We start from the raw sequence: 24515 nt of genomic DNA, 5'->3' as shown, positions 1-24515 counted from the left end.
AAACGAGTTATGAATAATATTAAAAACTCTTTATTTTATGTTACTATTATCGGAGGTTTCGGCGCTCTGATCTATTGGGTAATTTCGCAAGGTGCAGCATTAGAAGTTGGGCGTAACATTGTTAAGAAAAAAATTGAAAGCAATCATTGGAATGATTTTCTACATTCAATGGTGGAAAATTTACAGCATCCATTAGCAATTTTACTCGCTCAGATTGTAACCATAATTTTAGTAGCCCGTTTGTTTGGATGGATTTTCAGAAAAATTGGGCAGCCATCTGTAATTGGTGAAATGATTGCCGGAATTGTTCTCGGGCCCTCTTTGGTCGGAATGTATTTCCCGGAATTTTCAGCCGCTTTATTTCCAAAAGAATCTTTAGGAAACTTACAATTCCTAAGTCAGATTGGTTTGATTCTTTTTATGTTCGTTATCGGAATGGAATTGGATTTGAAAGTGCTGAAAAATAAAGCGCACGAATCGGTGGTAATTAGTCACGCGAGTATTGTAATTCCGTTTGCTTTAGGATTAACTTTTGCTTATTTTATATATGGAACTTTTGCGCCTGAAGGTGTAGAGTTTTCGTCTTTCGGATTATTTATGGGAATCGCTATGAGTATAACTGCGTTTCCGGTTTTGGCCAGAATTGTTCAGGAAAGAGGCATGCAAAAAACAAAATTGGGAACGATTGCGATAACCTGTGCCGCTGCAGATGATATCACGGCCTGGTGTATTTTGGCAGTTGTAATTGCAATTGTAAAAGCAGGTTCATTTACAAGTGCTTTATATGTTATTGGCTTGGCTATTTTGTATGTAATCGTTATGCTGAAAATAGTTCGTCCATTCTTAAAACGTGTCGGTGACTTAAATTCGACTCGTGAGAGTTTGAACAAACCAGTTGTTGCGATATTCTTTTTAACGCTTTTATTTTCTGCTTACGCTTCAGAATTAATCGGAATTCACGCTTTGTTCGGAGCTTTCTTAGCCGGAGCAATTATGCCGGAGAACAACAAATTCAGAAATATTTTTATCGAAAAAGTAGAAGATGTTTCCATCATCGTTTTATTACCATTATTCTTTGTGTTTACAGGTTTACGTACACAAATTGGTTTATTGAACGATCCTTATTTATGGAAAGTAACTGCTGTAATTATTGCCGTTGCCGTAACGGGTAAATTCTTCGGAAGTGCTTTGGCAGCAAAATTTGTGGGTCAAAACTGGAAAGACAGTTTAGCCATCGGAGCCTTGATGAATACACGTGGTTTAATGGAATTAGTTGTCTTGAATATTGGTTATGATTTAGGAGTTCTTTCTACTGAAATTTTTACCATGATGGTTATTATGGCTTTGGTGACGACATTCATGACCGGCCCGGCATTAGACTTTATTAACTTTATTTTTAAAGATAAAGTTACGACTGTTCCGGAAGAAATTGGCAACAAAAGCAAGTACAAGATTTTGCTTTCGTTTGCAACTCCGGAAAAAGGAAAAAAACTATTGCAGATTGCGAACAGCTTAGTTAAAAAACAAGGGGATAATTCAATTGTAACGGCGATGCACTTGTCTTTAAGTACTGAGATACATTCATTTGATGTCAAAGATCATGAACGCAAAATGTTAGTTCCTGTTATTGAAGAATCACAGCGTTTGAATCAAAATATGTTAAGTGTTTTTAAAGTAACAAACGACATTGATACCGAAATTATAGATACAGCCAATCAAGGCGAATATGATTTATTATTAGTTGGTTTAGGTCAGTCTATTTTTGATGGAACATTACTAGGAAAGATTCTTGGTTTCACAACCCGAATCGTAAATCCGGATCGTTTGATTGATAAGTTTACCGGAAAAGAAGGTTTGTTTGAAAATTCTCCTTTTGATGAAAGAACACGTCATATTATTGCAAAAAGTAAAATGCCGGTTGGGATTTTTATTGATAAAGATTTAGAAGAAGTCAATCAGATTTTTATGCCGATTTTTAGTCAGGAAGATGCCTTTCTGATTGATTACGCGAAGAAATTAATCAATAATAACGGATCTCAAATAACGGTTTTAGATGCCAGCGGAGAAGTAAAAAGTACCCGTGATATTCAGGAAAGTATACGTTCGATCGAACAAATTGCTCCAAATCATATCATGATTATGCACGACAGAACGATCAAAAAAGAATTTTTAGAAACTCAGAACTTAATGATTATAAGTCTTGACAGTTGGAAAAAATTGATTGAATCTCAAAGTACCTGGTTGAATAATACACCTTCGGTTTTGATTTTGAAACCATAGAGTTTTAAAAATTTCAAATATTTAAAAAATCCCAAATTCCAATTCTATGATTGGAGTTTGGGATTTTGTTTTTTCTTTCTTTATTATAATTATGGAATGACAAACTGAACGTTTTAGTGTAATTTAAATAATGTGATTTTTCTATAGTGATCTTTTGAAAATGGGTGCCCTAGCCCTGATGGGAGTGGCATCCTTTTGTGCCGGGGTTCGGCATAAAAGATACAGCGGACAGCAGGAAATAGCTCCTAAAAATATACTTAATTATAACCCCAAATCAAGTACATAAGAAATTTTAACAGCAATATTATCTTCAAATCTCGGCAATTGATTTGGTCCGTAACGGTAAAATCCACCTAAACCAAAACCTTTGAAGATTCGGTTTAATTCGATTCCTGATTCAAAGAAACCTTTGTCTAAAGTTTTATAGGCAGGTCCAACATGCTGTTCTGGTTTTTCCATATTTCCCCATGCCATTCTTGTTACTAATACCAAGGAAGGACGGACTTTTTTCATAATTTTAATTCGGTCAAAACCATGCTTAACTTGAAAAAACACATATTGACTTGAGAAAAACTCATTAAAAAACATGGTTTCAAAACTGTTTCTTCCGGCAAAAGTAATACGCTGGATAATGGTTTCTTTAGTCAGGTTATTTGGCATTGTGTTGTATAAATGGGTAATAGGAACATCTCCCATTGCAATACCTCCTTGTAAAAGCAGACTAGTTTTTTGTCCGTTTAAGTACTTTTTTTCATACTCGGTTTTAAAATCTATTTTGCTGAAAGTAAAATCATTTTCTAAAACATTTGGTAAAGATTGCGTGTATTGAAAAGTAAATCTCGGAAACCTTTTTTCTGTTTCCGTTCTTCCGGTTGGTGTTTGCATGAAATCGCTAAACGGTGCCCAAACAATTGAGGCCATAGCCGTTGTCATGACATAGCTCGAGTAAAGCTGTCCATTTAAATTGTATAAATAATCAAATTTTGGTTCAACATCTGTTCGCGCTAATTCAAAAACCGCTTCGGTTTTCGGAATTATTTTTGTCTGTACATTCGCCTTCCAGCTAATGTATTTATAAAAAGTACTAATATTGATGGGGCGCGGATCGTAAATTTTGAAAACACGTTTATCAACAGCGAAAACTGTACTTGCAATCTCTCGCACATCGTCAGTGTATGATCCGTTAAGCCAGGTATTGGTTGATTTATCCAATAAAACGCCGGAGCCTAAGCTGTATTTGAAATTACCGTCTTTTGTTCCATATGCGGTATAACCTTCGATTCTGAAGTTTTTAGAAAAACGGTCGTTTGTAATTCCGCCAACGCCTAAACGAAATCCTTCATAATTATTGTAACTGATGATTTTCTTTAAATCAAGATCAATCGGACCAATAGGCAAATAACCATTTATAATTTTTCGGCCAAGACCTAAACGTTTTTCAATTCTCTTACTTATTGAAATACTATCTAATAATTGATATGTTTTCTGGCTTTTTAAGTCTAAACTTTCTTTTCTGTAAGTATCCCAGAATTCTTCTGGCTTTTTGCTGGCATCGTCTTTAATTTCGATATAAAGCGATGGATCCTTTATTGGAGAATTGGTGTTGTAATGAATGTCGAAATTATTACTTTCCGAAAGCAAATAAGTGAAATCTGAAGCCGATTTTTTTCGAGGTTCAAAATTGTCTTGTATATCTCCGTCAAACTGAATAGTTCCACCTAAAATTTTGATATCATCATTACTTTTTCCTTTTACAATTTTGAAAGTAGTTTTGCTTTGAAACCAAATTTTCTCATCCGGAACATAGTCAAATTCATGAATACCGCTAATATCCAAAACGCCTTTGATTCGCATTACCGCTTTCGCAACAGCGAAATTCTCCTGATCAATGTATAATACCCCTTCAAGTCCGTTTGATTTCCTTTTTTTCTTGTTTTTAAAGTAAATCATGTAGGTGTTTCTCCCTTTTATCGGAACGGTGTCGAGTAATTTATAGTTGTAATCGGCAAAGGCATTGTCTGCAATTGGACTCTGGTGTTTGGTTTCGAATAATTCATACTTCGAACCATAAACCGAAATAGACTGTAGATTAAAAGCAATGATTTCGTAAACAGGTTGTTTAAAACCTGCCATTTTGGTGCCGAGAATAGTTTCTTTCAACTTGTTGTTTCCAAACTGATATTGAGAAACTTTTTCAGTCTGAAATAAATGCTGCTTGCTTATAATTTCTTTAAACTTATAGTCGGACGAATCTACATTTATCGTTTTTTTATTGAAATCTTTATAGGCTGCGGAGGAATCAATCCTGCCATCAATAGAATCCGGATTGGCCGTAACGATAAGTTTATTGTAGGTTTTGTATTCGAAACTGCTGAGTTTCTTCTGTGGATTGTTTAAATTTTTATTTGCAATAACTTTCTTTATAATGGTTAAAGCCGGATTTTCATTAGAAACAACAACTTCCTTTAAATCATCTGTTTTTTGAGAAAGTGAAATCGAATAAAACTTTTTGTTAGCTGTTAAAGCAATAATTTTAGTTTGAAAGCCAATATAAGAAACTGCAAAAGTGCTAGTATTTGCATTGATTTTCAGATCAAATTTTCCATCAATATCTGTGATGGTATTGTGGTTGTCTGAAGTAGTGATTGTGGCAAACGGAAGAGGTTTTCTGTTTGAGTCAGTTACAATTCCGTTTATTTGAAATTGCGCTTGAATAGTAAGCGTAAAAAACAAAGTCAATAAACAAAATAGCTTCATACTGAGGATTATAGTTTCAAAAACGAAAACATTCTAATTTTGGTATGCAAAAATAAGAATAAAAAAATCCGTCTAGTATAATTTAACCAAACGGATTTTTAATTTATGTTGAATAAAAATTAGACCTTCATGATTTCAGCTTCTTTCGCAGCCAATAATTCGTCGATTTTTTTGATGTAAGCATTCGTTAAGTTTTGAACTTCTTCTTCAGCAGATTTACAAACATCTTCAGAAGTTCCTTCTTTTTCTAATTTTTTAATATCAGTGTTGGCATCTTTACGTACGTTACGAACACCAATTTTTGCGTCTTCCGCTTCAGATTTAGCTTGTTTAGCTAATTCTCTACGACGATCTTCTGTCAAAGGCGGAACACTGATGATAATCATGTCTCCATTATTCATTGGGTTGAAACCAATATTAGCAATCATAATTGCTTTTTCAATAACGTGAAGCATGTTTTTTTCAAACGGCTGCAATGTAATTGTTCTTGCATCTGGAACACTAATTTTTGACACTTGCGAAAGCGGCGTTGCAGATCCGTAATAATCTACAAAAACACTTCCCAACATAGCAGGAGAGGCTTTTCCTGCACGAATGTTTAGGAATTCTTTCTCTAAATGCGCAATTGAGCCATTCATTGATTCTTCAGTACTCTCTAATATAAAATCTATTTCTTCACTCATTTTTTTAGATTTTTAGATTTTTAGACAATTGGATTTTAAAATCGCAATCCTCTAATTTACTAACTAATATAATTTTATTTTTTTTAATTACTTTAAAGATCATCAGGATTTCGTAAAAATATAATGATCTAACATCTAATAATTTAAGAAGCTTAAATATTAACTACAGTTCCGATGTTTTCTCCTTCGCAGATTTTCAATAAGTTTCCAATTTTGTTCATATCAAAAACAACGATTGGCAATTTATTTTCCTGGCTTAATGTGAAAGCTGTAGTGTCCATAACGTTTAATCCTTTTTTCAAAACATCGTCAAACGAAATGAAATCAAATTTTACTGCAGAAGCATTTTTTTCAGGATCGCAGTCGTAAACACCATCAACACGAGTTCCTTTCAGGATCACATCAGCATTAATTTCGATTCCTCTTAAAACAGCAGCAGTATCAGTTGTGAAATATGGATTTCCGGTTCCGGCTCCAAAAATTACGATTCTTCCTTTTTCAAGGTGACGGTCGGCTCTTCTTTTGATGTATGGCTCTGCAATAGATTCCATTTTCAAAGCAGTCTGCAAACGCGTTTTCATTCCTTTGTCTTCAAGAGCGCCTTGTAAAGCCATTCCGTTAATTACGGTAGCAAGCATTCCCATATAATCGCCTTGTACTCTGTCCATACCGGCACTTGCACCAGCAACGCCTCTAAAAATATTTCCTCCTCCAATAACAATAGCAATTTCTACTCCTTTACTGTGAATTTGCTTAATTTCTTCAGCATATTCGGCTAATCTTTTAGGGTCAATTCCGTATTGTAAATCACCCATTAAGGCCTCGCCGCTAAGTTTTAGAAGAATTCTTTTATATTTCATGTTTGTGTTGCGTTAATTTGTGCAAATATAGACATATTCTGATTTTTAAAAATAATGTTTACAAAAAATTAATTGCTCTTTATATATTTAATTCTGAAAGACTTTTAGACTTTATTTGATTGAATCTGATAAAAGTCATTTGGTTGTCTTTTTAAATTTCTTAAATTTATAAAACCAAAACGAAAGAATTATGAAAAGTATCGTCGCTAAAGCATTATTCAACAGTCATTCCTATGCCGAATATCGAAAATTAGTAACCGATTTATTATCTGAAGGAAAATCTACCGGTGATGAACAATCTGAAAGTTTAACGCACTATACAAGTCTCAATGAAGCACGAATGAATCGATTGGAAAAAACGATTAAAATTTCTGAAGAGACCATAACAAAACTTCAAAATTTAGACAACCATTATATTTGGTTAGTGATTTCTGAAGGCTGGTGTGGTGATGCTGCTCAGATACTTCCTGTTATCCATAAAATGGCAAATGAATCAAATAAAAAAGTCGATCTCCGAATTGTTTTACGTGATGAAAATGATGATTTAATGAGTCATTATTTGACAAACGGTGGAAGGGCAATTCCAAAAGTTATTGTGATTTGCAAGGAAGCCGGAATTGTTCGTGCCGATTGGGGACCAAGACCAAAAGGTGCTACAGAATTAATGGCCAATTATAAAAAGGAATTTGGTGTAATCGATGAAAAAATCAAAACCGATTTGCAATTATGGTATCTGGCTGACAAAGGAATTTCCGTTCAGGAAGAATTGCTTCAGATTATGGAAAACATAAAATACGATAGATTGTAGGTTCTTGTATGAAATAAAATCGGTGAAATCCCTTGTTTTTAGGGTAATCTACTGAAAACAAGAATTTTAGTAATAAATAATCCGTTAAAATATTTTTTTCTGATTATAATATTTTGTACCTTGTTGTCATAATCCCACTTCTATTATTATTTTTTGATTTACTCTTTTTACTGGTGTTTGTTTATTTAATGTCTAACAATTAAAAATACACTGCCATGATGAAGTTATTCGACAAATTTTACGATTTTATTTCAGGTTTATTGTTTGGGGGGAAAAATATGACACATTATTAACCTCAAAAAAACAAGTCCGGAGAACAAAATTATTTTAGAAGTTGGCACATTACTATCGCCTCATTCCGTAATGTGCTATTTTGTTTTTACTCCAATTTTAGGCTTTCTTCAAACAAAGTAATATCGATGGCATCTTTTACGTCGTAATCACCAATTTTAGTTCGGCGTAAAACAGTTAGGTGCGAACCTGAATTCATGGCTTTTCCAAAATCAAAAGCCAGGGAACGAATGTATGTTCCTTTACTGCAAACCACTCTAAAATCAATTTCAGGTAATGCAATTCTGGTGATTTCAAATTCGTGAATTGTGGTTTTTCTACTGGCAATTTCTACTGTTTCTCCGGCGCGTGCGTGCTCGTATAAACGAACACCATCTTTTTTTATGGCTGAAAAAATAGGTGGTTTTTGATCAATTTCTCCTAAAAACTGTTTTACAGTTTCATGAATCAAAGCCTCATCAATATGATCCGTTGGAAAAGTATGGTCGATTTCGGTTTCTAAATCATACGATGGAGTAGTAGCTCCAATGTGGAAAGTTCCCTTGTATTCTTTGGCCTGGCCCTGAAGTTCAGAAATTCTTTTGGTAAATTTTCCGGTACAAATCAATAATAATCCAGTTGCTAAGGGATCTAAGGTTCCGGCGTGACCAATTTTGAACTTTTTTGGAAGTCCAACTTTATTGATTAAAAGGTATTTTAATTTATTGACAGCTTGAAACGAACTCCATTTTAAAGGTTTGTCTATCAGCAAAACTTGTCCGTCTAAATATTCTTCAGTTGTCATTATATTATGGTAAGCGGGTGAATGAAAAAGTGGATAATCAATAAAACGATTCCGGCAAGAATTCGGTAATAACCAAAAACTTTAAAACCGTTTTTAGTCAAAAATCCAATGAAGGTTTTAATGGCTAAAAGGGCTACAATAAACGCTACTACGTTTCCAATAACTAATAGGTTAATCTGATCATGAGATAATTCAAATCCCGCCTTGTAATAATCGTAGCATTTTTTTACTGTTGCTCCCAACATTGTTGGAACAGCCAAAAAGAATGAGAATTCAGCAGCAGTTGTTCTTGATAATTTTTGCGACATTCCGCCTACAATACTTGCTCCACTTCGTGAAACTCCGGGAATCATGGCGATACACTGAAATAATCCAATTTTAAAAGCTTGTAAATACGTGATTTCCTGAGAAGTTTCTGCTGTATTTGGGTTGTTGAACCATTCGTCCACTTTCAATAAAATCAAACCTCCTATTAAAAGCGAGATTGCAACTGTAACAGGGTTTTCTAATAAGCCATCAATAAAATCACTCAATAATAATCCTAAAACTACGGCCGGAATAAACGCAACCACAAGTTTAAAGTAAAACTCAAGTGTTTGAAAGAAACGTTTGAAATATAAAACAACAACAGAAAGGATAGCACCAAGCTGAATAACAATGGTAAAAAGTTTTGTAAAGTCTTCGTGTGCAATTCCGAAAAAAGAAGAGGCAATAATCATGTGACCAGTTGAAGAAACAGGTAAAAACTCTGTAATACCCTCAATAATGGCAAGAACGATAGCTTGTAATGTATTCATGTATTAGATTGTTAGATTTTAGATTTTTAGACTTCTTAGATTTTCAGTAAAGATTAATCTAATAATCTAAAGATCTAAGAAGTCTAAGAAGTCTAAAAAAAGTCTATTTAGATTTTTTGAAGATCGAGTAAATCGTGATTCCAAAACCAATTAAAACCGTTGTTGGAGCTAAACGAATACGTCTGAAGCTAAAAACATCTTCATTAAAAACATTCGGGTTATCACTTCCTCCACCAGACATTAAGATAAATCCAAGCGCGATTACACCAATTCCAATCAATAAGATTTTGTAATTGATACCGTCAAAAAGAAATTCTTGTTTTTGAGGATATTGTTCTTCTTTATTGCTAATATTTTTCATTTTTTCATTGCGAGGAACGAAGCAATCGCCCTCTTTTTATGAGTTTATTTTTAAATCAAATCTATAATCTAAAGTCTGCAATCTAAAATCTAAAATTAATAAAGATCGTCTGTTCTTAAATTCAGGAAACGTTGTGTTGCAAAATGCGTACTTACCCAGGTAATCAAAACTCCTAATCCGAAAACGGCCAATAAAACCAATCCGATTAAAACTTTGTCTTCTAAAATTCCTAAGCCAGGGAAATTAGTTTCCACATAAAGTAATAGTCCAATTAGAGCAACAATAGCCAATCCGGCACCTAACATTCCTAATTTTACACTGCGCATTACAAAAGGTTTACGGATAAACGATTTTGTTGCGCCAACCATTTGCATGGTTTTAATGATAAAACGATTTGAATGTATAGATAAACGTAATGAACTATTGATTAATAAGACGGCAATTACCGCAAGGAAACCACTAATAATCAAAATCCACATACTTACTTTTTTGATGTTGTCGTTTACCAGATTTACTAATTGTTTGTCATAAACAATATCTTCAATCATGGTGTTTTGACGCAGACTACTTTCAATTTTAGATATGCTGTCTCGCTCAACATAATCTGCTTTTAGGTGAATGTCGTACGAATTCAATAATGGATTTTCTCCCAAAAAGGTCAGGAAATCTTCTCCGATAATATCAGTATGTTCTTTTGCTGCTTTTTCTTTAGAAACATAAGCATAAGATTTTGCGAAAGGCGCTCTTTTCAATTCGGTATTGAATGCTTTGATAACACTATCATTAGCTTCATTTTTAAAGAAAACCGTCATGGCGATTTTTTCTTTAAAATCATTAGCCAGTTTTTTAGAATTGATAATGAATAATCCCAGTACTCCCAAAAGGAATAACACCAGAAAAACACTTAATACGACCGAAAAATAAGAGGAAATTAACCTGCGCTTTTGAAATTTATCAAAGTTAGAACTCATAGTATGCTTAAATTATGTGGTAAAAATAATAAAGTATTTCTTTATTTGAAGTTAATAACGTTCAAAGTTTTAACTTTCTTACCATAAATATACGATTCAAACATGAATAAATCAATTTAAAAAGCTTAGTAACTTAGAATCTTTGCAACTTAGAGTCTAAATTTTAAATTTTGGGTTTCTTTTAAAGCAAAATCTTTAATGCGTTTTTCGATTTCGTAGAAAACGGTAATCGCTTTTTCTCCGGCTTCGGTCAATTTTGCGCCACCGCCTCCTTTTCCGCCAAGCAGTTTTTCTACTAAAGGGCTTTCAGCACGCTGGTTCATTTCTTCAACTAATTGCCAGGCCTGACGATACGCCATTTTCATTTCTTTGGCCGCATTGGTTATAGAACCCGTTTTACGAATATTCTCAAGCAGCCAGATTTTTCCAATTCCTAAAAAAGCGCCTTCAGTTTCTTCAATCCAAACCCGAACTTCAACTTTGTATTTTTTGCTGTCAGCCATTTTTATTTTTTTAATGCTATTCAAAAATAGGCATTATTATTCTTTATTTTAAACTGGACTGAAGTCCAGCCCTACAATATAAGTCGTTCCTCCGGAACTTTTTAGATTTTTACAATCTTAAACAAAAAGATTTTTTTCTAAGTATTAGAGTATAGAAATACGTGTTTTTACTTAATTGAAAATACGTATTTTGTTATTTTATTTGTTTGTCGCGAAATAGCTTTGGTACAAACGACAATAAATGTAAATTTGCCGCTAATTAATTAGTGAAAAGCCTTAGAGCCTTAGTCACTTAGAATCTTAGTCACTTAGAAATGAAATACAATCCAAACGAAATCGAAGAAAAATGGCAAAAATATTGGGCTGAAAACCAAACTTTTGCTGCAAGTAATAATTCTGAAAAACCTAAACATTATGTTTTAGATATGTTTCCTTATCCATCCGGAGCAGGGTTACACGTTGGGCATCCGCTGGGTTATATTGCTTCAGATGTTTATTCTCGTTTCAAAAGACATCAGGGTTTCAATGTTTTACACCCAATGGGATATGACAGTTTTGGATTGCCTGCAGAACAATACGCGATTCAGACAGGACAACGTCCGGAGGATACAACACGTGTAAATATTGATGGTGGAGTTGATAAAGAAGGAAAACAAATTGCCGGATACAGAAAACAATTAGATAAAATCGGATTTTCATTTGATTGGAGCCGTGAGGTTCGTACTTCAAATCCGGATTATTACAAACATACACAATGGATTTTTATTCAGTTGTTCAATTCATGGTATTGCAGAAAACAAGGAAAAGCTTTTGATATTTCAGAACTTGTAACTGTTTTTGAAGAAAGTGGAAATGCATTGGTTGAAGCAGTTTGCGATGATAATGTTGCGATTTTTACTGCAGCGGAATGGAATTCTTATTCTGAAGACCAAAAAGAAAAAATCCTTTTACAATACAGAATGACGTATTTGGCAGAAACAGAAGTAAACTGGTGTCCTGGTTTAGGAACTGTTTTGGCTAATGACGAAATAGTGAACGGTGTTTCTGAGCGTGGAGGATATCCTGTTATTAGAAAAAAAATGACACAATGGAGTATGCGAATTTCTGCTTATGCAGAGCGTTTGTTGCAAGGTTTGAATGATATTGACTGGAGTGAATCTATAAAAGAATCACAAAGAAACTGGATCGGAAAATCAGTTGGTGCTATGGTTTCTTTCAACGTGAAAAATCATGATGAAGTAATCGACGTATTTACAACTCGTCCTGATACTATTTTTGGAGTGACTTTTATGACTTTGGCTCCGGAACATGATTTGGTAGCTAAAATTACAACTCTTGAACAAAAAGCGATTGTTGAAGCTTATATCGAAAAAACAGCAAAACGTTCAGAGCGTGAGCGTATGGCCGATGTAAAAACCATTTCTGGAGTATTTACAGGAGCTTATGCTGAACACCCTTTTACCAAAGAAGCAATTCCGGTTTGGATTGGAGATTACGTTTTGGCAGGTTACGGAACAGGTGCTGTAATGGCGGTTCCTTGTGGAGACGAGAGAGATTATGCTTTTGCAAATTTCTTCAAAGGTCAAAACGGAATGCCGGAAATCAAGAATATTTTTGCCAATGTTGACATTTCTGAAACGGCTTACGGTTCAAAAGACAATGTTGAAATTGCAAATTCTGATTTCTTAAACGGATTAAATTATAAAAATGCAACTCAGGCTGTAATTACAGCTTTAGAAAAAATAGGGCAAGGAAGCGGAAAAACAAATTACCGTTTGCGTGATGCTGTTTTTTCCCGTCAGCGTTATTGGGGAGAGCCATTCCCTGTTTATTACGTAAACGGATTGCCAAAAATGATCGACGCGCAACATTTACCAATCATTTTGCCAGAAGTTGAGAAATATTTACCAACCGAAGATGGTTTGCCTCCGTTAGGAAATGCAGCTGTTTGGGCTTGGGACAGTGTTAAGTGTTCAGTAGTTAGTACGCAGTTGATTGACAATGTAACTATTTTTCCTCTTGAATTGAACACAATGCCAGGTTGGGCAGGAAGTTCATGGTATTGGATGCGTTATATGGATGCACACAATGAAAATGAATTTGCAAGTAAAGAAGCTTTAGCTTATTGGGAAAGTGTCGATTTATATATTGGAGGAAGCGAGCACGCAACCGGACACTTATTATACTCTCGTTTCTGGAATAAATTCTTAAAAGACAAAGGTTTTGCTCCAACAGAAGAACCATTCAAAAAACTGATCAATCAGGGAATGATTTTGGGAACTAGTGCTTTTGTTTATAGGATTGAAGGAACGAATAGTTTTGTTTCAAAAAATAAAATAGGAGACCATAAAGTACAGCCAATTCACGCTGATGTTTCAATGGTTAATTCTTCTGATGAATTAGATGTTGAAAAATTTAAAGCATGGAGAGAAGATTATGCTGATGCTGAATTTATCACAGATGATAACGGAAAATATATTGTAGGTCGCGAAGTCGAAAAAATGTCGAAGTCAAAATACAATGTAGTAACGCCGGATGATATTTGTGCTGAATATGGTGCTGATACCTTACGTTTGTACGAAATGTTTTTAGGTCCTTTAGAGCAGGCAAAACCTTGGAATACTGCCGGAATTTCTGGAGTATTTGGTTTCCTGAAAAAACTATGGCGTTTGTATATTGATGAGAACAACGGTTTAATCGTAAACAACGACGAACCAACAAAAGACAACTTAAAATCACTACACAAAACCATCAAAAAAGTGGCAGAAGATATTGAGAATTTCTCTTTCAATACTTCGGTTTCTCAGTTTATGATTTGTGTAAACGAATTGTCGTCTCAAAATTGTCATTCACGAGCGATCTTGGAACCTTTAGCAATTTTGGTTTCGCCTTATGCACCGCATATTGCAGAAGAATTATGGGCGCAATTAGGGCATACCACTTCAATTGCGACAGTTGATTTTCCTGTTTTTGAAGCGAAACACTTGGTAGAAAGCAGTAAAGAGTATCCAGTTTCTTTCAACGGAAAAATGCGTTTCACTATCGAATTGCCTTTAGATTTAACAGCTCCGCAAATCGAGGAAATTATCATGAAAGACGAAAGAACATTACGTCAATTAGATGGAAGAACTCCAAATAAAGTGATTATTGTTCCTGGAAAGATCATTAACCTTGTGGGGTAAATAAAAATTCCAATATTTTAAAAATTCCAAATTCCAATTTTACGATTGGAGTTTGGGATTTTTTTCATCCAGTTGTCATCCTGAGCGAAGTCGAAGGATCGCATTAAAAATCAATTTGAGAATTAAAACTTTTTTTAGTAATATAAGATTTTTCGTAAATTCGTTCTTTTAATTTAAAACCAAAAAAAAAAGAATGAAAAAACATGAAGTGCATATTTTAAAAAAGACAGCTGGTTTTTCTGGGATGAAAGATGAATTGGCAAATGAGGTTGAAGGTTTCTTAAATAAAAAATCTGCGGAAGGTTATGAAATTATAAATGTCTCGTTTACTTACTATGAAACCACTGAATTGGTAGCTTTTATTACAATTTGTAGGTAACAATAATAATAAAGGCTGCATTATATAAATTTAAAAAATCCCAAATTCCACTTTTACGATTGGAATTTGGGATTTTTTGTTTTTCACACACAGTTTGTCATCCTGACGGAGGAAGGATCACACTAGAAGCTCGATAAAGATTGGCGACTTTCTATGCGGAGTTCCGCGTGTGATCCTTCCTCTGTCAGGATGACAAAATTGTCGTGTTTCTTTGGCTTTTTCCGCCACGAATTACGCAAATTTCCACAAATTCAATTCGTGCTAATTCGTGAAATTCGTGGCGAAAACTTCCGTATTAATTGGAATTTGGATTTTTTTTATTGAAATTTTCATTTTAGTTGTAACATTTTAAATCTTCTCGTATCCAAAGGGCGGATCCCGATTATTTAACAACTTAAAATTTATAAAAATGAAAAAGTATATTTTGATTATCGCCCTTTTATTTTCTGCATTATGTTTAAATGTTGTTGCACAGACAAAACAATACCCGTTTGAAGTTTCTAAAACCGGAAAAGGCAAGCAAGCTCTTATATTTATTCCCGGATTTGCTTCTTCCGGAGCGGTATGGGATGAAACTAAAGCAGTTTTCGAAAAAGACTTCACTTGCTACACTTTAACAATGGCGGGTTTCGCCGGAGTAAAACCACAGTCAAATCCTTCTTTTGAAAATTGGAAAAATGAAATCGCCAATTATATCAAAAACAATAAAATTGAAAAACCAATCTTAATTGGCCACAGTATGGGAGGTGGACTTGCGCTTGCCATTGCTGCTGATTTTCCGGATTTAATTGGAAAAATTGTAGTTGTAGATACGCTTCCGTGTTTGGCGGCTTTGAGTGATCCTTCTTTTAAATCAAAAGAGAATAACGATTGTTCTGCAATGGTTACTCAAATGACAGCAATGAATGAAACTCAGTTTTATGATATGCAAAAACAAATGATGCCGAGACTTTTGGAGGATAAAGCTAAGTTAGAAACGGTGGTAGATTGGAGCGTGAAATCAGATCGGGTAACGTTTGCTCAAATGTATTGTGATTTTTTCAATATTGACTTAAGGGAGAAAATTGCCACTATAAAATGTCCGTCATTAATTTTATTAGAATCTTATTTTATAAATTTAAAACCAACAATTGAAGGACAATATAAAAATTTAAAAATAGCTAATTTTCAATATGCCAGTAAAGGAATGCATTTTATAATGTACGACGACAAAGATTGGTATTTGGGACAATTGAATAATTTTCTAAAATCGTAATGATGGAATTTGAACAAATCTATAAAACCTATTGGGATCGAATATTCAGGCTTTGCATGGGTTTTGTTAATGATTATGACATTGCCCAGGATCTGGCTCAGGAAACCTTTATAATCGTTTGGCAAAAGTTGGAAACGTTTAGAAATGAGTCCAGCATCGGAACATGGATTTTCAGAATTGCTTCTAATAATTGCCTGAGGCAGATTGAGAAAGACAAACGTTTTCTCAAATCAGATTTACCGCATCATCTTACAGAAGAAAAACAACAATCGTTAGAACCACAGATTCAGTTTTTATACAAATGTATAGCGGAATTACCGGAAACAGAGCGTATTATTATTTCGCTGGAATTAGAAGACGTCAGGCAGGCAGAAATCGCTACAATTGTTGGGCTTTCAGAAGCCAATGTGCGGGTAAAAATCCACAGGATAAAAGAAAAACTGACTCAAAAATTTAAAGAAAATGGACAACAATAATATAGATTTCAAAGATTTATGGAAAAAACAAACCGTAAGTCAGCCTAATATCGAAGATTTGATGGCGAGAGTAAAACAGTTTAAAAAAGGGGCAGTACGCAGTTTATGGATCACCAATATTTTGCTTCTTGCAACTTCTGTTTTTATCCTTTTTGTTTGGTATTATTATCAGCCGCAGTTTATTTCGACTAAAATAGGAATCATTATAACAATTTTGGCTATGGTGATTTATTTATTCACTTATAATAAATTATTGGGTAAATATAAAAATATTGAAACTACACAAACGAATAACGAATACCTCCAGAACTTGATTTTAATTAAAAAGAAACAACAATTTTTGCAAACCAAAATGATGACTTTTTATTTTATAGCACTTACGACTGGAATTTGTTTGTATATGTATGAATACGCAAGCAGAATGACTCTTTTGGGAGTAAGTCTGACCTATGGATTAACTTTGTTCTGGATGATATTTAACTGGTTTTATATTCGCCCGAAACAAATTAAAAAACAACAGGATAAAATAAACAGTCTTATTGAGAAGTTTGAAGAAGTCAACAACCAGTTAGAGCTATAAAAAAAAGAAGCTTCGCGATTTGCGAAGCTTTACTTTTACCAAAAACAAAAATCTAAATTCTAAACTAAAATTTATTGCGGGAAAACATATGGGGTAAGAGTTAATACTATAATACCTTCACTATTTGCTGTTACAGTTAGTTCGTTTTCTAATTTTCCGCCAATGTAAATTTTTCCAGTTAATGTTTGTCCTGCAACACCTCCGTAGCCACTAGCGCTTAGTGATGCTCCCATAGATTTTGCTTCTGCAGTAAATTCTTTTGTCCAGGGAAGACTTGTAAGGTCTTCGTTTAATGCATTTCCTCCTTTTTCAAAATAAGTAACAGACGATGTTCCTGTAAAGTTTCCGGTTATTTCGTATTTTACATCTCTTGAAGCCGGAGCTGAGTTATCTTCGTCGTTGTCACTGCTGCAGGAAATTGCTGTAAAAGAAAGAGTCAATACAATTGCTAAAGTTTTTAAAATCGATTTCATAATAAAATTCTTTAATTAAAATTTATAGTCAAACAAAAGTAAACCCTCGTCAAAGAGATACCAATACCTGATAAAGTGTATTTTTTATTACCTGATATCAGGTAAAAGGGGTCGGTTTTTTTTGAAATTCATTAAGCTTTAATAACTTTGAGTAAATGCCTTTTTTATGAATAAAATCCACACTTTACTCTTTTTTTTGTTTTTTTCGGCGATTTCCTATTCTCAGGTAATTCTTTCCTTAGATGATGATACCGTTTACATTGATAGTATTGCTAAATTCACAAAAAATGTAAAGTCAGACAGTATCAAATGCTTAAATAGTTTTCGATTATCCAAATTGTATTTGATGGTTCAGGATACAAAAAGTTATAAAGATTATCTGGATCAGGGAAATCAGCTAAAAACAAAATCTCAATTTTTAGAAGATGTATCGCTTTATTATAACGCTTACAATTTTGTCGAAAAAGGCGATTTAGAAGGCTATGAAAAAGCATTGCTGAAGGCTAATGAAAAACTTAAAAAATACCGTAGTAAAGAAGCGTACAGAATTCGGGCTATTATACTGCAGAATTATGGTATTATGCAGCAACGTAAGAATAACGAAAATGAGTATATGCGTCTGCTTGTCAATGAAGCGATTCCTATTGCTAAAAGAAGTGGTGATTACGAATTGATAAGTGGTTTAGATAAAGCAGTTGCTATTATTTTTATGAATAATGGTGAACGCGAAAAAGCAGCAGAATATCTTGGTCAGGCTCAGAGATATATCGAAAATGCCACTAAAAGATCGGCAACGCTGGCAGAGTCTAAAATGGAGACTTATATTATTAATGCAGAGAATTTAGTAGAACTCAAACATTTTTATGACGCAAAAAGTATCCTGGATAAAGCTTTTTTAATTTTAAAAAATTATTCGGAATCTAATTTGAATGATTCTTATTTCTACTCAGAAGGGATTTATTATGCAAAACAGAATAAGCACAGCGCAGCGCTTATTAGTTTTGAGAAAGGAATAAAATCAGCAGAGAAACATGGTAATTCAATCGCATTAAACAGATTGAAATTTGCCGAATATGAAGTGCTTTTTAAACTTAAAAATTACAGTAAAGCAAAAAAGAACTTAGAATACTTAGTAGGAAACACAGCTTTTATTATTGATAAAAAGAATTATTATAAAGAATTGTCAAAAGTCTACAACGCCACAAAAGAGTATCCGAAAGCTTATTTTTATTCTAATAAATACAATGTTATAAATGACAGTTTAAACGAGGCCAGTTTAAAAAACGAAATTGTAGAACTTGAAGCAAAATACAAAAAAGCGGAGAGTGAGAAAAAGATCTCTTTACTACAGTCGGAAAACGAAAAAGCAGTTTTACAAGTCAATAATAACCGATTGAATTCAATGCTTTTTGCGGTGCTTTCGTTTTTGTTGTTTCTCACCGTTTTGTTTTTGTGGATTTATAATAATTATCAAAAAAAATTGAGTTTTCAAAAAGAAGTCAATTTGCAGCAAGAATTATCTGCGTTGGAAAATCAGCAGAAATTATCTATTTCAAACGCTTTAATTCAGGGGGAAGAAATCGAAAGAAAAAGAATTGCAAGAGATTTGCATGACGGACTCGGAAGTATGCTTTCGGGGCTTAAAATGCACTTGAGTCTTGCGGATCGGGATAATCGGGAAAATAAGCCAGATATTAATGAAATGCTCAACGATTCTATTAAAGAACTTCGCAATATTTCTCAGAATTTACTGCCGGAAAGTTTAATGAAATTAGGGCTGGAACATGCACTGAAAGATTTATGTGCCTCACATTCCAGTTTAAAAACTGCAGTTGAATTTCAATATTTAATAAAAAAATCGAATCTGCCTCAGCATCTTGAAATCATGATTTACAGAATTATTCAGGAACTTTTGAATAATGCATTAAAATATGCCAAAGCTTCGCAGATTTTAGTTTCGTGCTCACAAAATAAAGATGTTTTTTTTATCACGGTAGAAGATGATGGTATTGGGTTTAATGTAAAACATGCCGAAAAACGTGAAGGAATGGGATTAAGAAATATAAAAAACCGGGTTGCATTTTTAAATGGTAAACTAGAAATAGATTCGGTTATTAATAAAGGGACTTCGACTTATATTGAATTGAAGATATAACTATAGACTATAAATATGATATATAATGCAGTAATTGTAGACGACCATCCAATTGTGATTTCGGGAATAGAGGGGTTATTATCGGGATTAAATACAATAAAAATCGTAGAAAAATTTGAATCAGGACTATCACTTTTAGATTATATCGAAGAAAATGCGGTCGATCTTATTTTGATGGATATTTTTCTGCCGGTAATAAATGGTGTGGATTTGTGTAAAACTATTAAGCAAAAACATCCTAAAATTGTGATCATTGGTATGAGCAGTCAATCGGAGCGGAGTTTGGTAATGCAATTTATTCAGAACGGAGGTAACGGATATATTCTAAAAAATGCTTCGTTTGATGAATTTAAAGATTGTATTTATAAAGCTTTAGATGGAGAAATTGTGTTTAGTGAAGAAGTTAAAACGATAATCAGTCAGCCATTGTCTGAAGATCTGGAGCGTATTCCGGGTTTGAGCAGGAGAGAGCGTGATATTGCTTTGCTTCTTTCTAAAGGAAAATCGACACAGCAAATTGCAGACGATTTATTTTTGAGTTTCCTGACGGTACAAACACATCGGCGAAATATTCTTCAAAAGTATAAAATGAAAAATGTGGCAGAATTGATTGCTTTTTTGCTAAAGAATAATATGCTGAACTGAGACAAAAATGGTCTAATAATGTCAAAATGACATTTTGTTAAAGTGGTTCATAATTTGCTGTCTCTTTTGTAACTTTAAAGATAAATTAAAAAATATATAGAGATATGGGAAGCGGATATTTAATTATTGCCGGGGCAATTATGTTGTTCAGTTGGCTTGTGAGTTCAAAGTTGAAGAGTAAATTCGAATTATATTCTAAGCTGCAATTAAGAAACGGAATGAGCGGCGCAGAGATCGCCGAAAAAATGCTGGCCGATAATGGAATCAGAGATGTTCGTGTTATTTCGACTCCTGGTCAGCTAACAGATCACTACAATCCGTCAGACAAAACAGTTAATTTAAGTGAGGCCGTTTACAATCATCGTAATGCGGCGGCTGCAGCTGTTGCGGCACACGAATGTGGCCACGCGGTACAACATTCGATAGGATATGAATGGCTGACCATGCGTTCTAAGTTGGTGCCAATTGTTAGTGTTGCGTCTAATTATGTGCAATGGATTTTATTGGCAGGAATTTTAATGATCAAAACTTTTCCACAATTATTGTTAATCGGAATCGTCATTTTTGCTGCAACAACATTATTTACAATCATTACTTTGCCTGTAGAATACGATGCGAGTAACAGAGCATTAGCCTGGTTAGAAAATAAACACATGCTGACACAAGAAGAGCAGGCAGGAGCAAAAGATGCCTTAAAATGGGCCGCAAGAACGTATGTAGTCGCGGCGATTGGGTCAATTGCAACATTGCTGTATTATATTTCAATTTATTCTGGAAACAGGAGGAATTAAATAATGTGCCAATTAGATAATTTATTAGCAAACCCGATAGGTTAAACTTGTCGGGTTTTTATTTTGTCTTAATTGGTGAAGTTTAATATGATAAATATTAAAATCCATATTCCGGATATCAAGTAAATAGAATTTAGGTATTCTTTGTTTTGAGATCTATAGTATTTTAAAAAAAGGATCAGAGTGTAAATTATACTTATTGGAACGGAAAGCATAAATAATACAAAACCCGGGCCTGGCGTGCATACTCCACTTGGACTTGTTTTGTCATATATAAAAGCAATAGTAAAGTATAATATGAAAAAAATTAATGTTTTAAATTCAGGTCTAATATTTATCAAGAGTTCTAAAAATTATCTAATTATCAAATTGGCACACTATCTAATTAAAGTTGAATCTGCCTGTCAATCTGCTGATCTAATGAAATAAAGGTTTCTGTTCTTGAAACTCCTTCAATAGCCTGAATTTTAGTATTCAATAGCTGCATTAAATGTTCGTTGTCGCGACAAATAATTTTAATTAGAACTGACCAGTTTCCAGTAGTATAATGACATTCTAAAACTTCCGGGATTTTTTTTAAGTCTTTTACGGCTTCAGAGTTTCGGGAAGCTTTGTCCAGATAAACGCCAATAAACGCCATGGTGTTATAGCCTAAGACTTTTGGATTTACGGTGAATTTTGATCCTGAAATCACACCCGATTGCTCCAGTTTTTTCAATCGCTGATGAATCGCAGCTCCGGAAATGCCTATTTTGTTAGCAATTTGTAAAATAGGTTTTCGGGCATCGTCCATTAAGTAACGCAGAATTTCTTTGTCGATACCGTCAATTTCAATTATAAGCGAGTTGATTTTCATGAATTGTAATTTGAAACTAATTTAGTTGTTTAGGTTTTAGTTAGAAATCAAATGTACTTAAAATGCTGTAAAAAAGAAAATTCCTATACTGAAATCTCAAATTCCAACTTGTTAAGATGAATCTGAAATTTAAGACGCAGATCTGATCTTATGAGAATGCTATTAGAGATCAATTGTATGATATAGCCCACGGTTTCAACCGTGGGTGCTCTAATGATTAACAGTGATGGGACATTAGCAGTTGTGTTTGTTTAGGCTGCAGTTAAAAAAAATTCCAAATCCCAACAGAAGTTGGAATTTGGAATTTATAATTTAGAATTTTATTTTGTAAAAGGATTATTTCCCTTTGTTTGCTTCACTAATGTATTTTTCTAAAGCCATTGTCATAGAAGGTGTTTCAGGTGTTGGAGCAAGAATATCAATTCTTAAACCATGATCTAAAGCTTCTTTTTGAGTTGTGCTTCCAAAAACAGCAATTCTGGTATTGTTTTGTTTAAAGTCCGGGAAATTTTTAAATAATGATTTAATTCCGGTTGGACTAAAAAACGCTAAAACGTCATAATAAACATCAGCCAAATCAGATAAGTCACTCATTACCGTTTTGTAAAAAATAGCTTGTGCCCAATCTACTTTTAAGTTGTTTAAGGTAACAGGTGCATCTGCATTCAATTGATCAGAAGCTGGTAACAAGAATTTTTCATCCTTGTATTTTTTAATAAGAGGGGATAAGTCCGCAAAATCTTTTGCTCCTACGTAAATTTTACGCTTTCTGTACACTACATACTTTTGCAGATAAAATGCAACAGCTTCAGATTGACAAAAATACTTCAATCCTTCTGGAACTTTGTAACGCATTTCATCAGCCACTCTAAAAAAATGATCTACAGCATTTCGACTTGTTAAAATGATCGCAGTGTAATGATTAAGATCGATTTTTTGCAATCGAATCTCTTTTGCGCTAACCCCTTCCACATGAATAAATGGTCTGAAATCAATTTTTATTTTGTGTTTTTGTTGGAGCTCAAAGTAAGGAGAATTCTCCACTTTAGGTTCAGGCTGTGACACCAAAATTGTTTTCACTTTCATATTATAAACATTTTCTAAGCACTCCCTTTTGTAATCCAATAATAGAGAAAATAATAAGGGGCTATTTCAAGAGCGCAAAGATATAAAATAAAATAAAATAACTTGCCGATTATTACATTTTGATATGTTTTAATCGAAATAAAATACGAGTAGAGGCTTAGACACAGCGAAACGCCTATTATTGCTAGCGGAATAATTTTGGGAATATTCTCATAATAGAACAAAACAGCATTAATTGGCAGAATTAAAACTCCAATATAGGTTCTATAGGTCACTTTTTGTAAGTTAAAAAGGTCTGCAAAGTCATCAATATTGAAAGAAGTTGCTACAATTTTCTCAATTAAATACTTCGCAAGAATGAAATAAAGTAAAAAGGTTGCGATCTGAATGAATAAAATCCAGTCGGTTTTTAATATACTATAAGTTCCGGTTTTTGGATCCTGTGAAAAAATATGCATCGTAAGCTGAATGAAAAAAGCAAACGAAATAACCTGAACGAAAAACAGGCCAATGGTAAAACTGCTTTTTAAATTGTTATTGTCACGATAAATTTTTGCGTATTTATCCGAAAAAATAAGCTTACTGAATTCGCTGAATCTGGTTTCGTAAGCTGATTTTGTCATTGCAACAACGGCAAAGGTCACCACAAATAAAAGTGTTGCCCAATCTTTGTTTTCTAGAATTCTGGGAGTAAGTTGTTCAATCATAACGACACAAAATTAGTAATTTTTTGTCTCAATACTTTTATTATATATTTATTATGAATCAAATGCTATAAAAAGTTTACTTTTGCGGTGAAATTACCGAGAAAAATGAATGATTGTATTGTCATAATTCCCACTTACAACGAAATCGAAAATATTGAAAGTATAGTTAGAGCTGTTCTTTCGCAACATAAACCTTTTCATCTTCTAATTATTGATGATAATTCACCAGATTTCACTGCCAATAAAGTGATTGCATTACAGGAAGAATATCCTGGAAGATTGTTTTTAGAAAAAAGAGCCAAAAAATCAGGTTTAGGAACAGCTTATGTTCATGGTTTCAAATGGGCTTTGGAACGGAATTATGATTTTATTTTTGAAATGGATGCCGATTTTTCCCACAACCCCAATGATCTTGAAAAATTGTATGACGCCTGTCATTTTGGAGGTGCATCATTAGCTATTGGATCGCGTTACGTAACGGGCGTGAATGTGGTAAACTGGCCGCTAAGCCGAGTGCTAATGTCTTATTTTGCTTCGGTTTATGTGAAATTCATTACCGGAATGAAAATTCATGATGCAACTGCAGGTTTTGTTTGTTATAAAAGAGAGGTTTTAGAGAAGATAAATCTGAACAAAATTAAATTTGTTGGATATGCTTTTCAAATCGAAATGAAATATCGAACATATTGTGGTAAATTTGAAATAACAGAAGTTCCGATTATTTTTACGGATCGGACTAAAGGAGTTTCAAAAATGAGCAATGCCATTATCAAAGAAGCTATACTTGGAGTAATTTCTCTTCGATTAAAAAAATTATTCAATACATTATAAAGCC

The 24515-nt window shown here is 33.6% G+C and carries 23 protein-coding genes; 11 read left to right on the top strand and 12 right to left on the bottom strand.

The genetic code is table 11. From position 1 onward, the window contains the following. Positions 1-9 precede the first annotated feature (9 nt). On the top strand, positions 10-2280 hold the full coding sequence (locus AC3ITQ_RS03215) for a cation:proton antiporter (RefSeq protein ID WP_489236785.1): 2271 nt from the start codon (positions 10-12) through the stop codon (positions 2278-2280). A gap of 261 nt (positions 2281-2541) precedes the next feature. On the opposite strand, the gene AC3ITQ_RS03210 is transcribed toward AC3ITQ_RS03215, so the two are convergent. From AC3ITQ_RS03210 to pyrH, 3 genes are all read right to left on the bottom strand, one after another. Beyond that, the gene (locus AC3ITQ_RS03210; protein WP_489236784.1) at positions 2542-5037 is read right to left on the bottom strand and encodes a DUF5686 family protein; all 2496 of its coding nucleotides are present in this window, start codon (positions 5035-5037) and stop codon (positions 2542-2544) included. Positions 5038-5156: 119 nt separating this feature from the next. Beyond that, the gene (gene frr, locus AC3ITQ_RS03205; protein WP_026983544.1) at positions 5157-5720 is read right to left on the bottom strand and encodes a ribosome recycling factor; all 564 of its coding nucleotides are present in this window, start codon (positions 5718-5720) and stop codon (positions 5157-5159) included. A 152-nt stretch (positions 5721-5872) separates the two neighbouring features. Next, positions 5873-6580, bottom strand: coding sequence for a UMP kinase (pyrH, locus tag AC3ITQ_RS03200; protein ID WP_026983543.1), 708 nt, complete (start codon positions 6578-6580; stop codon positions 5873-5875). 190 nt (positions 6581-6770) lie between these two features. On the opposite strand from pyrH, the gene AC3ITQ_RS03195 reads away from it, so the two are divergent. Further along, on the top strand, positions 6771-7388 hold the full coding sequence (locus AC3ITQ_RS03195; protein ID WP_489236783.1) for a thioredoxin family protein: 618 nt from the start codon (positions 6771-6773) through the stop codon (positions 7386-7388). 379 nt (positions 7389-7767) lie between these two features. Here AC3ITQ_RS03195 and truB read toward each other — a convergent pair whose 3' ends face one another. The 5 genes from truB to AC3ITQ_RS03170 form a co-directional block, all read right to left on the bottom strand. Beyond that, positions 7768-8463 (bottom strand): tRNA pseudouridine(55) synthase TruB, encoded by a 696-nt coding sequence (truB, locus tag AC3ITQ_RS03190; RefSeq protein WP_489236782.1) that lies wholly within the window; start codon positions 8461-8463, stop codon positions 7768-7770. Next, complete coding sequence (locus AC3ITQ_RS03185) at positions 8463-9260, bottom strand: undecaprenyl-diphosphate phosphatase (protein WP_489236781.1); 798 nt, start codon at positions 9258-9260, stop codon at positions 8463-8465. The genes truB and AC3ITQ_RS03185 overlap by 1 nt, the downstream gene beginning before the upstream one ends. Positions 9261-9363: 103 nt before the next feature. After that, a complete protein-coding gene (locus tag AC3ITQ_RS03180; protein WP_489236780.1) occupies positions 9364-9621 on the bottom strand; it encodes a DUF3098 domain-containing protein in 258 nt (85 codons plus the stop codon). Between the two features lie 95 nt (positions 9622-9716). Continuing rightward, the gene (locus AC3ITQ_RS03175; protein WP_489236779.1) at positions 9717-10592 is read right to left on the bottom strand and encodes a cell division protein FtsX; all 876 of its coding nucleotides are present in this window, start codon (positions 10590-10592) and stop codon (positions 9717-9719) included. Between the two features lie 149 nt (positions 10593-10741). Beyond that, positions 10742-11095, bottom strand: coding sequence for a winged helix-turn-helix domain-containing protein (locus tag AC3ITQ_RS03170; protein WP_375033965.1), 354 nt, complete (start codon positions 11093-11095; stop codon positions 10742-10744). A gap of 314 nt (positions 11096-11409) precedes the next feature. Between AC3ITQ_RS03170 and leuS the strand changes: the two genes are divergently transcribed. From leuS to AC3ITQ_RS03145, 5 genes are all read left to right on the top strand, one after another. Then, positions 11410-14277 (top strand): leucine--tRNA ligase, encoded by a 2868-nt coding sequence (gene leuS / locus AC3ITQ_RS03165; RefSeq protein WP_489236778.1) that lies wholly within the window; start codon positions 11410-11412, stop codon positions 14275-14277. Between the two features lie 193 nt (positions 14278-14470). Next, on the top strand, positions 14471-14656 hold the full coding sequence (locus AC3ITQ_RS03160; protein ID WP_489236777.1) for a hypothetical protein: 186 nt from the start codon (positions 14471-14473) through the stop codon (positions 14654-14656). A gap of 409 nt (positions 14657-15065) precedes the next feature. After that, the gene (locus tag AC3ITQ_RS03155; RefSeq protein WP_489236776.1) at positions 15066-15911 is read left to right on the top strand and encodes an alpha/beta fold hydrolase; all 846 of its coding nucleotides are present in this window, start codon (positions 15066-15068) and stop codon (positions 15909-15911) included. Positions 15912-15913: 2 nt separating this feature from the next. Next, positions 15914-16387 carry an RNA polymerase sigma factor gene (locus AC3ITQ_RS03150; RefSeq protein ID WP_489236775.1) on the top strand — a complete coding sequence of 158 codons (474 nt, stop codon included), beginning with the start codon at positions 15914-15916 and terminating at the stop codon, positions 16385-16387. Further along, positions 16374-16967 (top strand): hypothetical protein, encoded by a 594-nt coding sequence (locus AC3ITQ_RS03145; protein WP_489236774.1) that lies wholly within the window; start codon positions 16374-16376, stop codon positions 16965-16967. The genes AC3ITQ_RS03150 and AC3ITQ_RS03145 overlap by 14 nt, the downstream gene beginning before the upstream one ends. A 71-nt stretch (positions 16968-17038) precedes the next feature. Here AC3ITQ_RS03145 and AC3ITQ_RS03140 read toward each other — a convergent pair whose 3' ends face one another. Further along, a complete protein-coding gene (locus AC3ITQ_RS03140; protein WP_489236773.1) occupies positions 17039-17440 on the bottom strand; it encodes an MmpS family transport accessory protein in 402 nt (133 codons plus the stop codon). A 166-nt stretch (positions 17441-17606) separates the two neighbouring features. On the opposite strand from AC3ITQ_RS03140, the gene AC3ITQ_RS03135 reads away from it, so the two are divergent. The 3 genes from AC3ITQ_RS03135 (at position 17607) to AC3ITQ_RS03125 (ending at position 21031) form a co-directional block, all read left to right on the top strand. Then, complete coding sequence (locus AC3ITQ_RS03135) at positions 17607-19595, top strand: sensor histidine kinase (protein ID WP_489236772.1); 1989 nt, start codon at positions 17607-17609, stop codon at positions 19593-19595. Positions 19596-19610: 15 nt separating this feature from the next. Beyond that, a complete protein-coding gene (locus AC3ITQ_RS03130) occupies positions 19611-20240 on the top strand; it encodes a response regulator (protein ID WP_489236771.1) in 630 nt (209 codons plus the stop codon). Positions 20241-20344: 104 nt separating this feature from the next. Further along, entirely contained in the window at positions 20345-21031 is a 687-nt protein-coding gene (locus AC3ITQ_RS03125; protein ID WP_489236770.1) for a zinc metallopeptidase, read from the top strand. Between the two features lie 385 nt (positions 21032-21416). Here the strand turns inward: AC3ITQ_RS03125 and AC3ITQ_RS03120 are convergent, their stop codons facing one another. The 3 genes from AC3ITQ_RS03120 to AC3ITQ_RS03110 all read right to left on the bottom strand — a co-directional run bounded on the left by AC3ITQ_RS03120 (position 21417) and on the right by AC3ITQ_RS03110 (position 23680). Then, a complete protein-coding gene (locus AC3ITQ_RS03120) occupies positions 21417-21887 on the bottom strand; it encodes an Lrp/AsnC family transcriptional regulator (RefSeq protein ID WP_041518480.1) in 471 nt (156 codons plus the stop codon). A 336-nt stretch (positions 21888-22223) separates the two neighbouring features. After that, positions 22224-22973, bottom strand: a complete 750-nt coding sequence (locus AC3ITQ_RS03115; RefSeq protein ID WP_026983527.1) for a uroporphyrinogen-III synthase — start codon at positions 22971-22973, stop codon at positions 22224-22226. A 14-nt stretch (positions 22974-22987) separates the two neighbouring features. Continuing rightward, positions 22988-23680: a DUF4271 domain-containing protein gene (locus AC3ITQ_RS03110; RefSeq protein WP_375033972.1), complete on the bottom strand. Its 693-nt coding sequence runs from the start codon at positions 23678-23680 to the stop codon at positions 22988-22990. 105 nt (positions 23681-23785) lie between these two features. Here AC3ITQ_RS03110 and AC3ITQ_RS03105 point away from each other — a divergent pair, with 105 nt between their 5' ends. Further along, entirely contained in the window at positions 23786-24511 is a 726-nt protein-coding gene (locus AC3ITQ_RS03105; RefSeq protein ID WP_026983525.1) for a polyprenol monophosphomannose synthase, read from the top strand. Positions 24512-24515: the final 4 nt, after the last annotated feature.

The organism is Flavobacterium sp. KH_001 (assembly GCF_057840745.1).
This window is presented reverse-complemented; position numbering and strand designations above follow the sequence as displayed.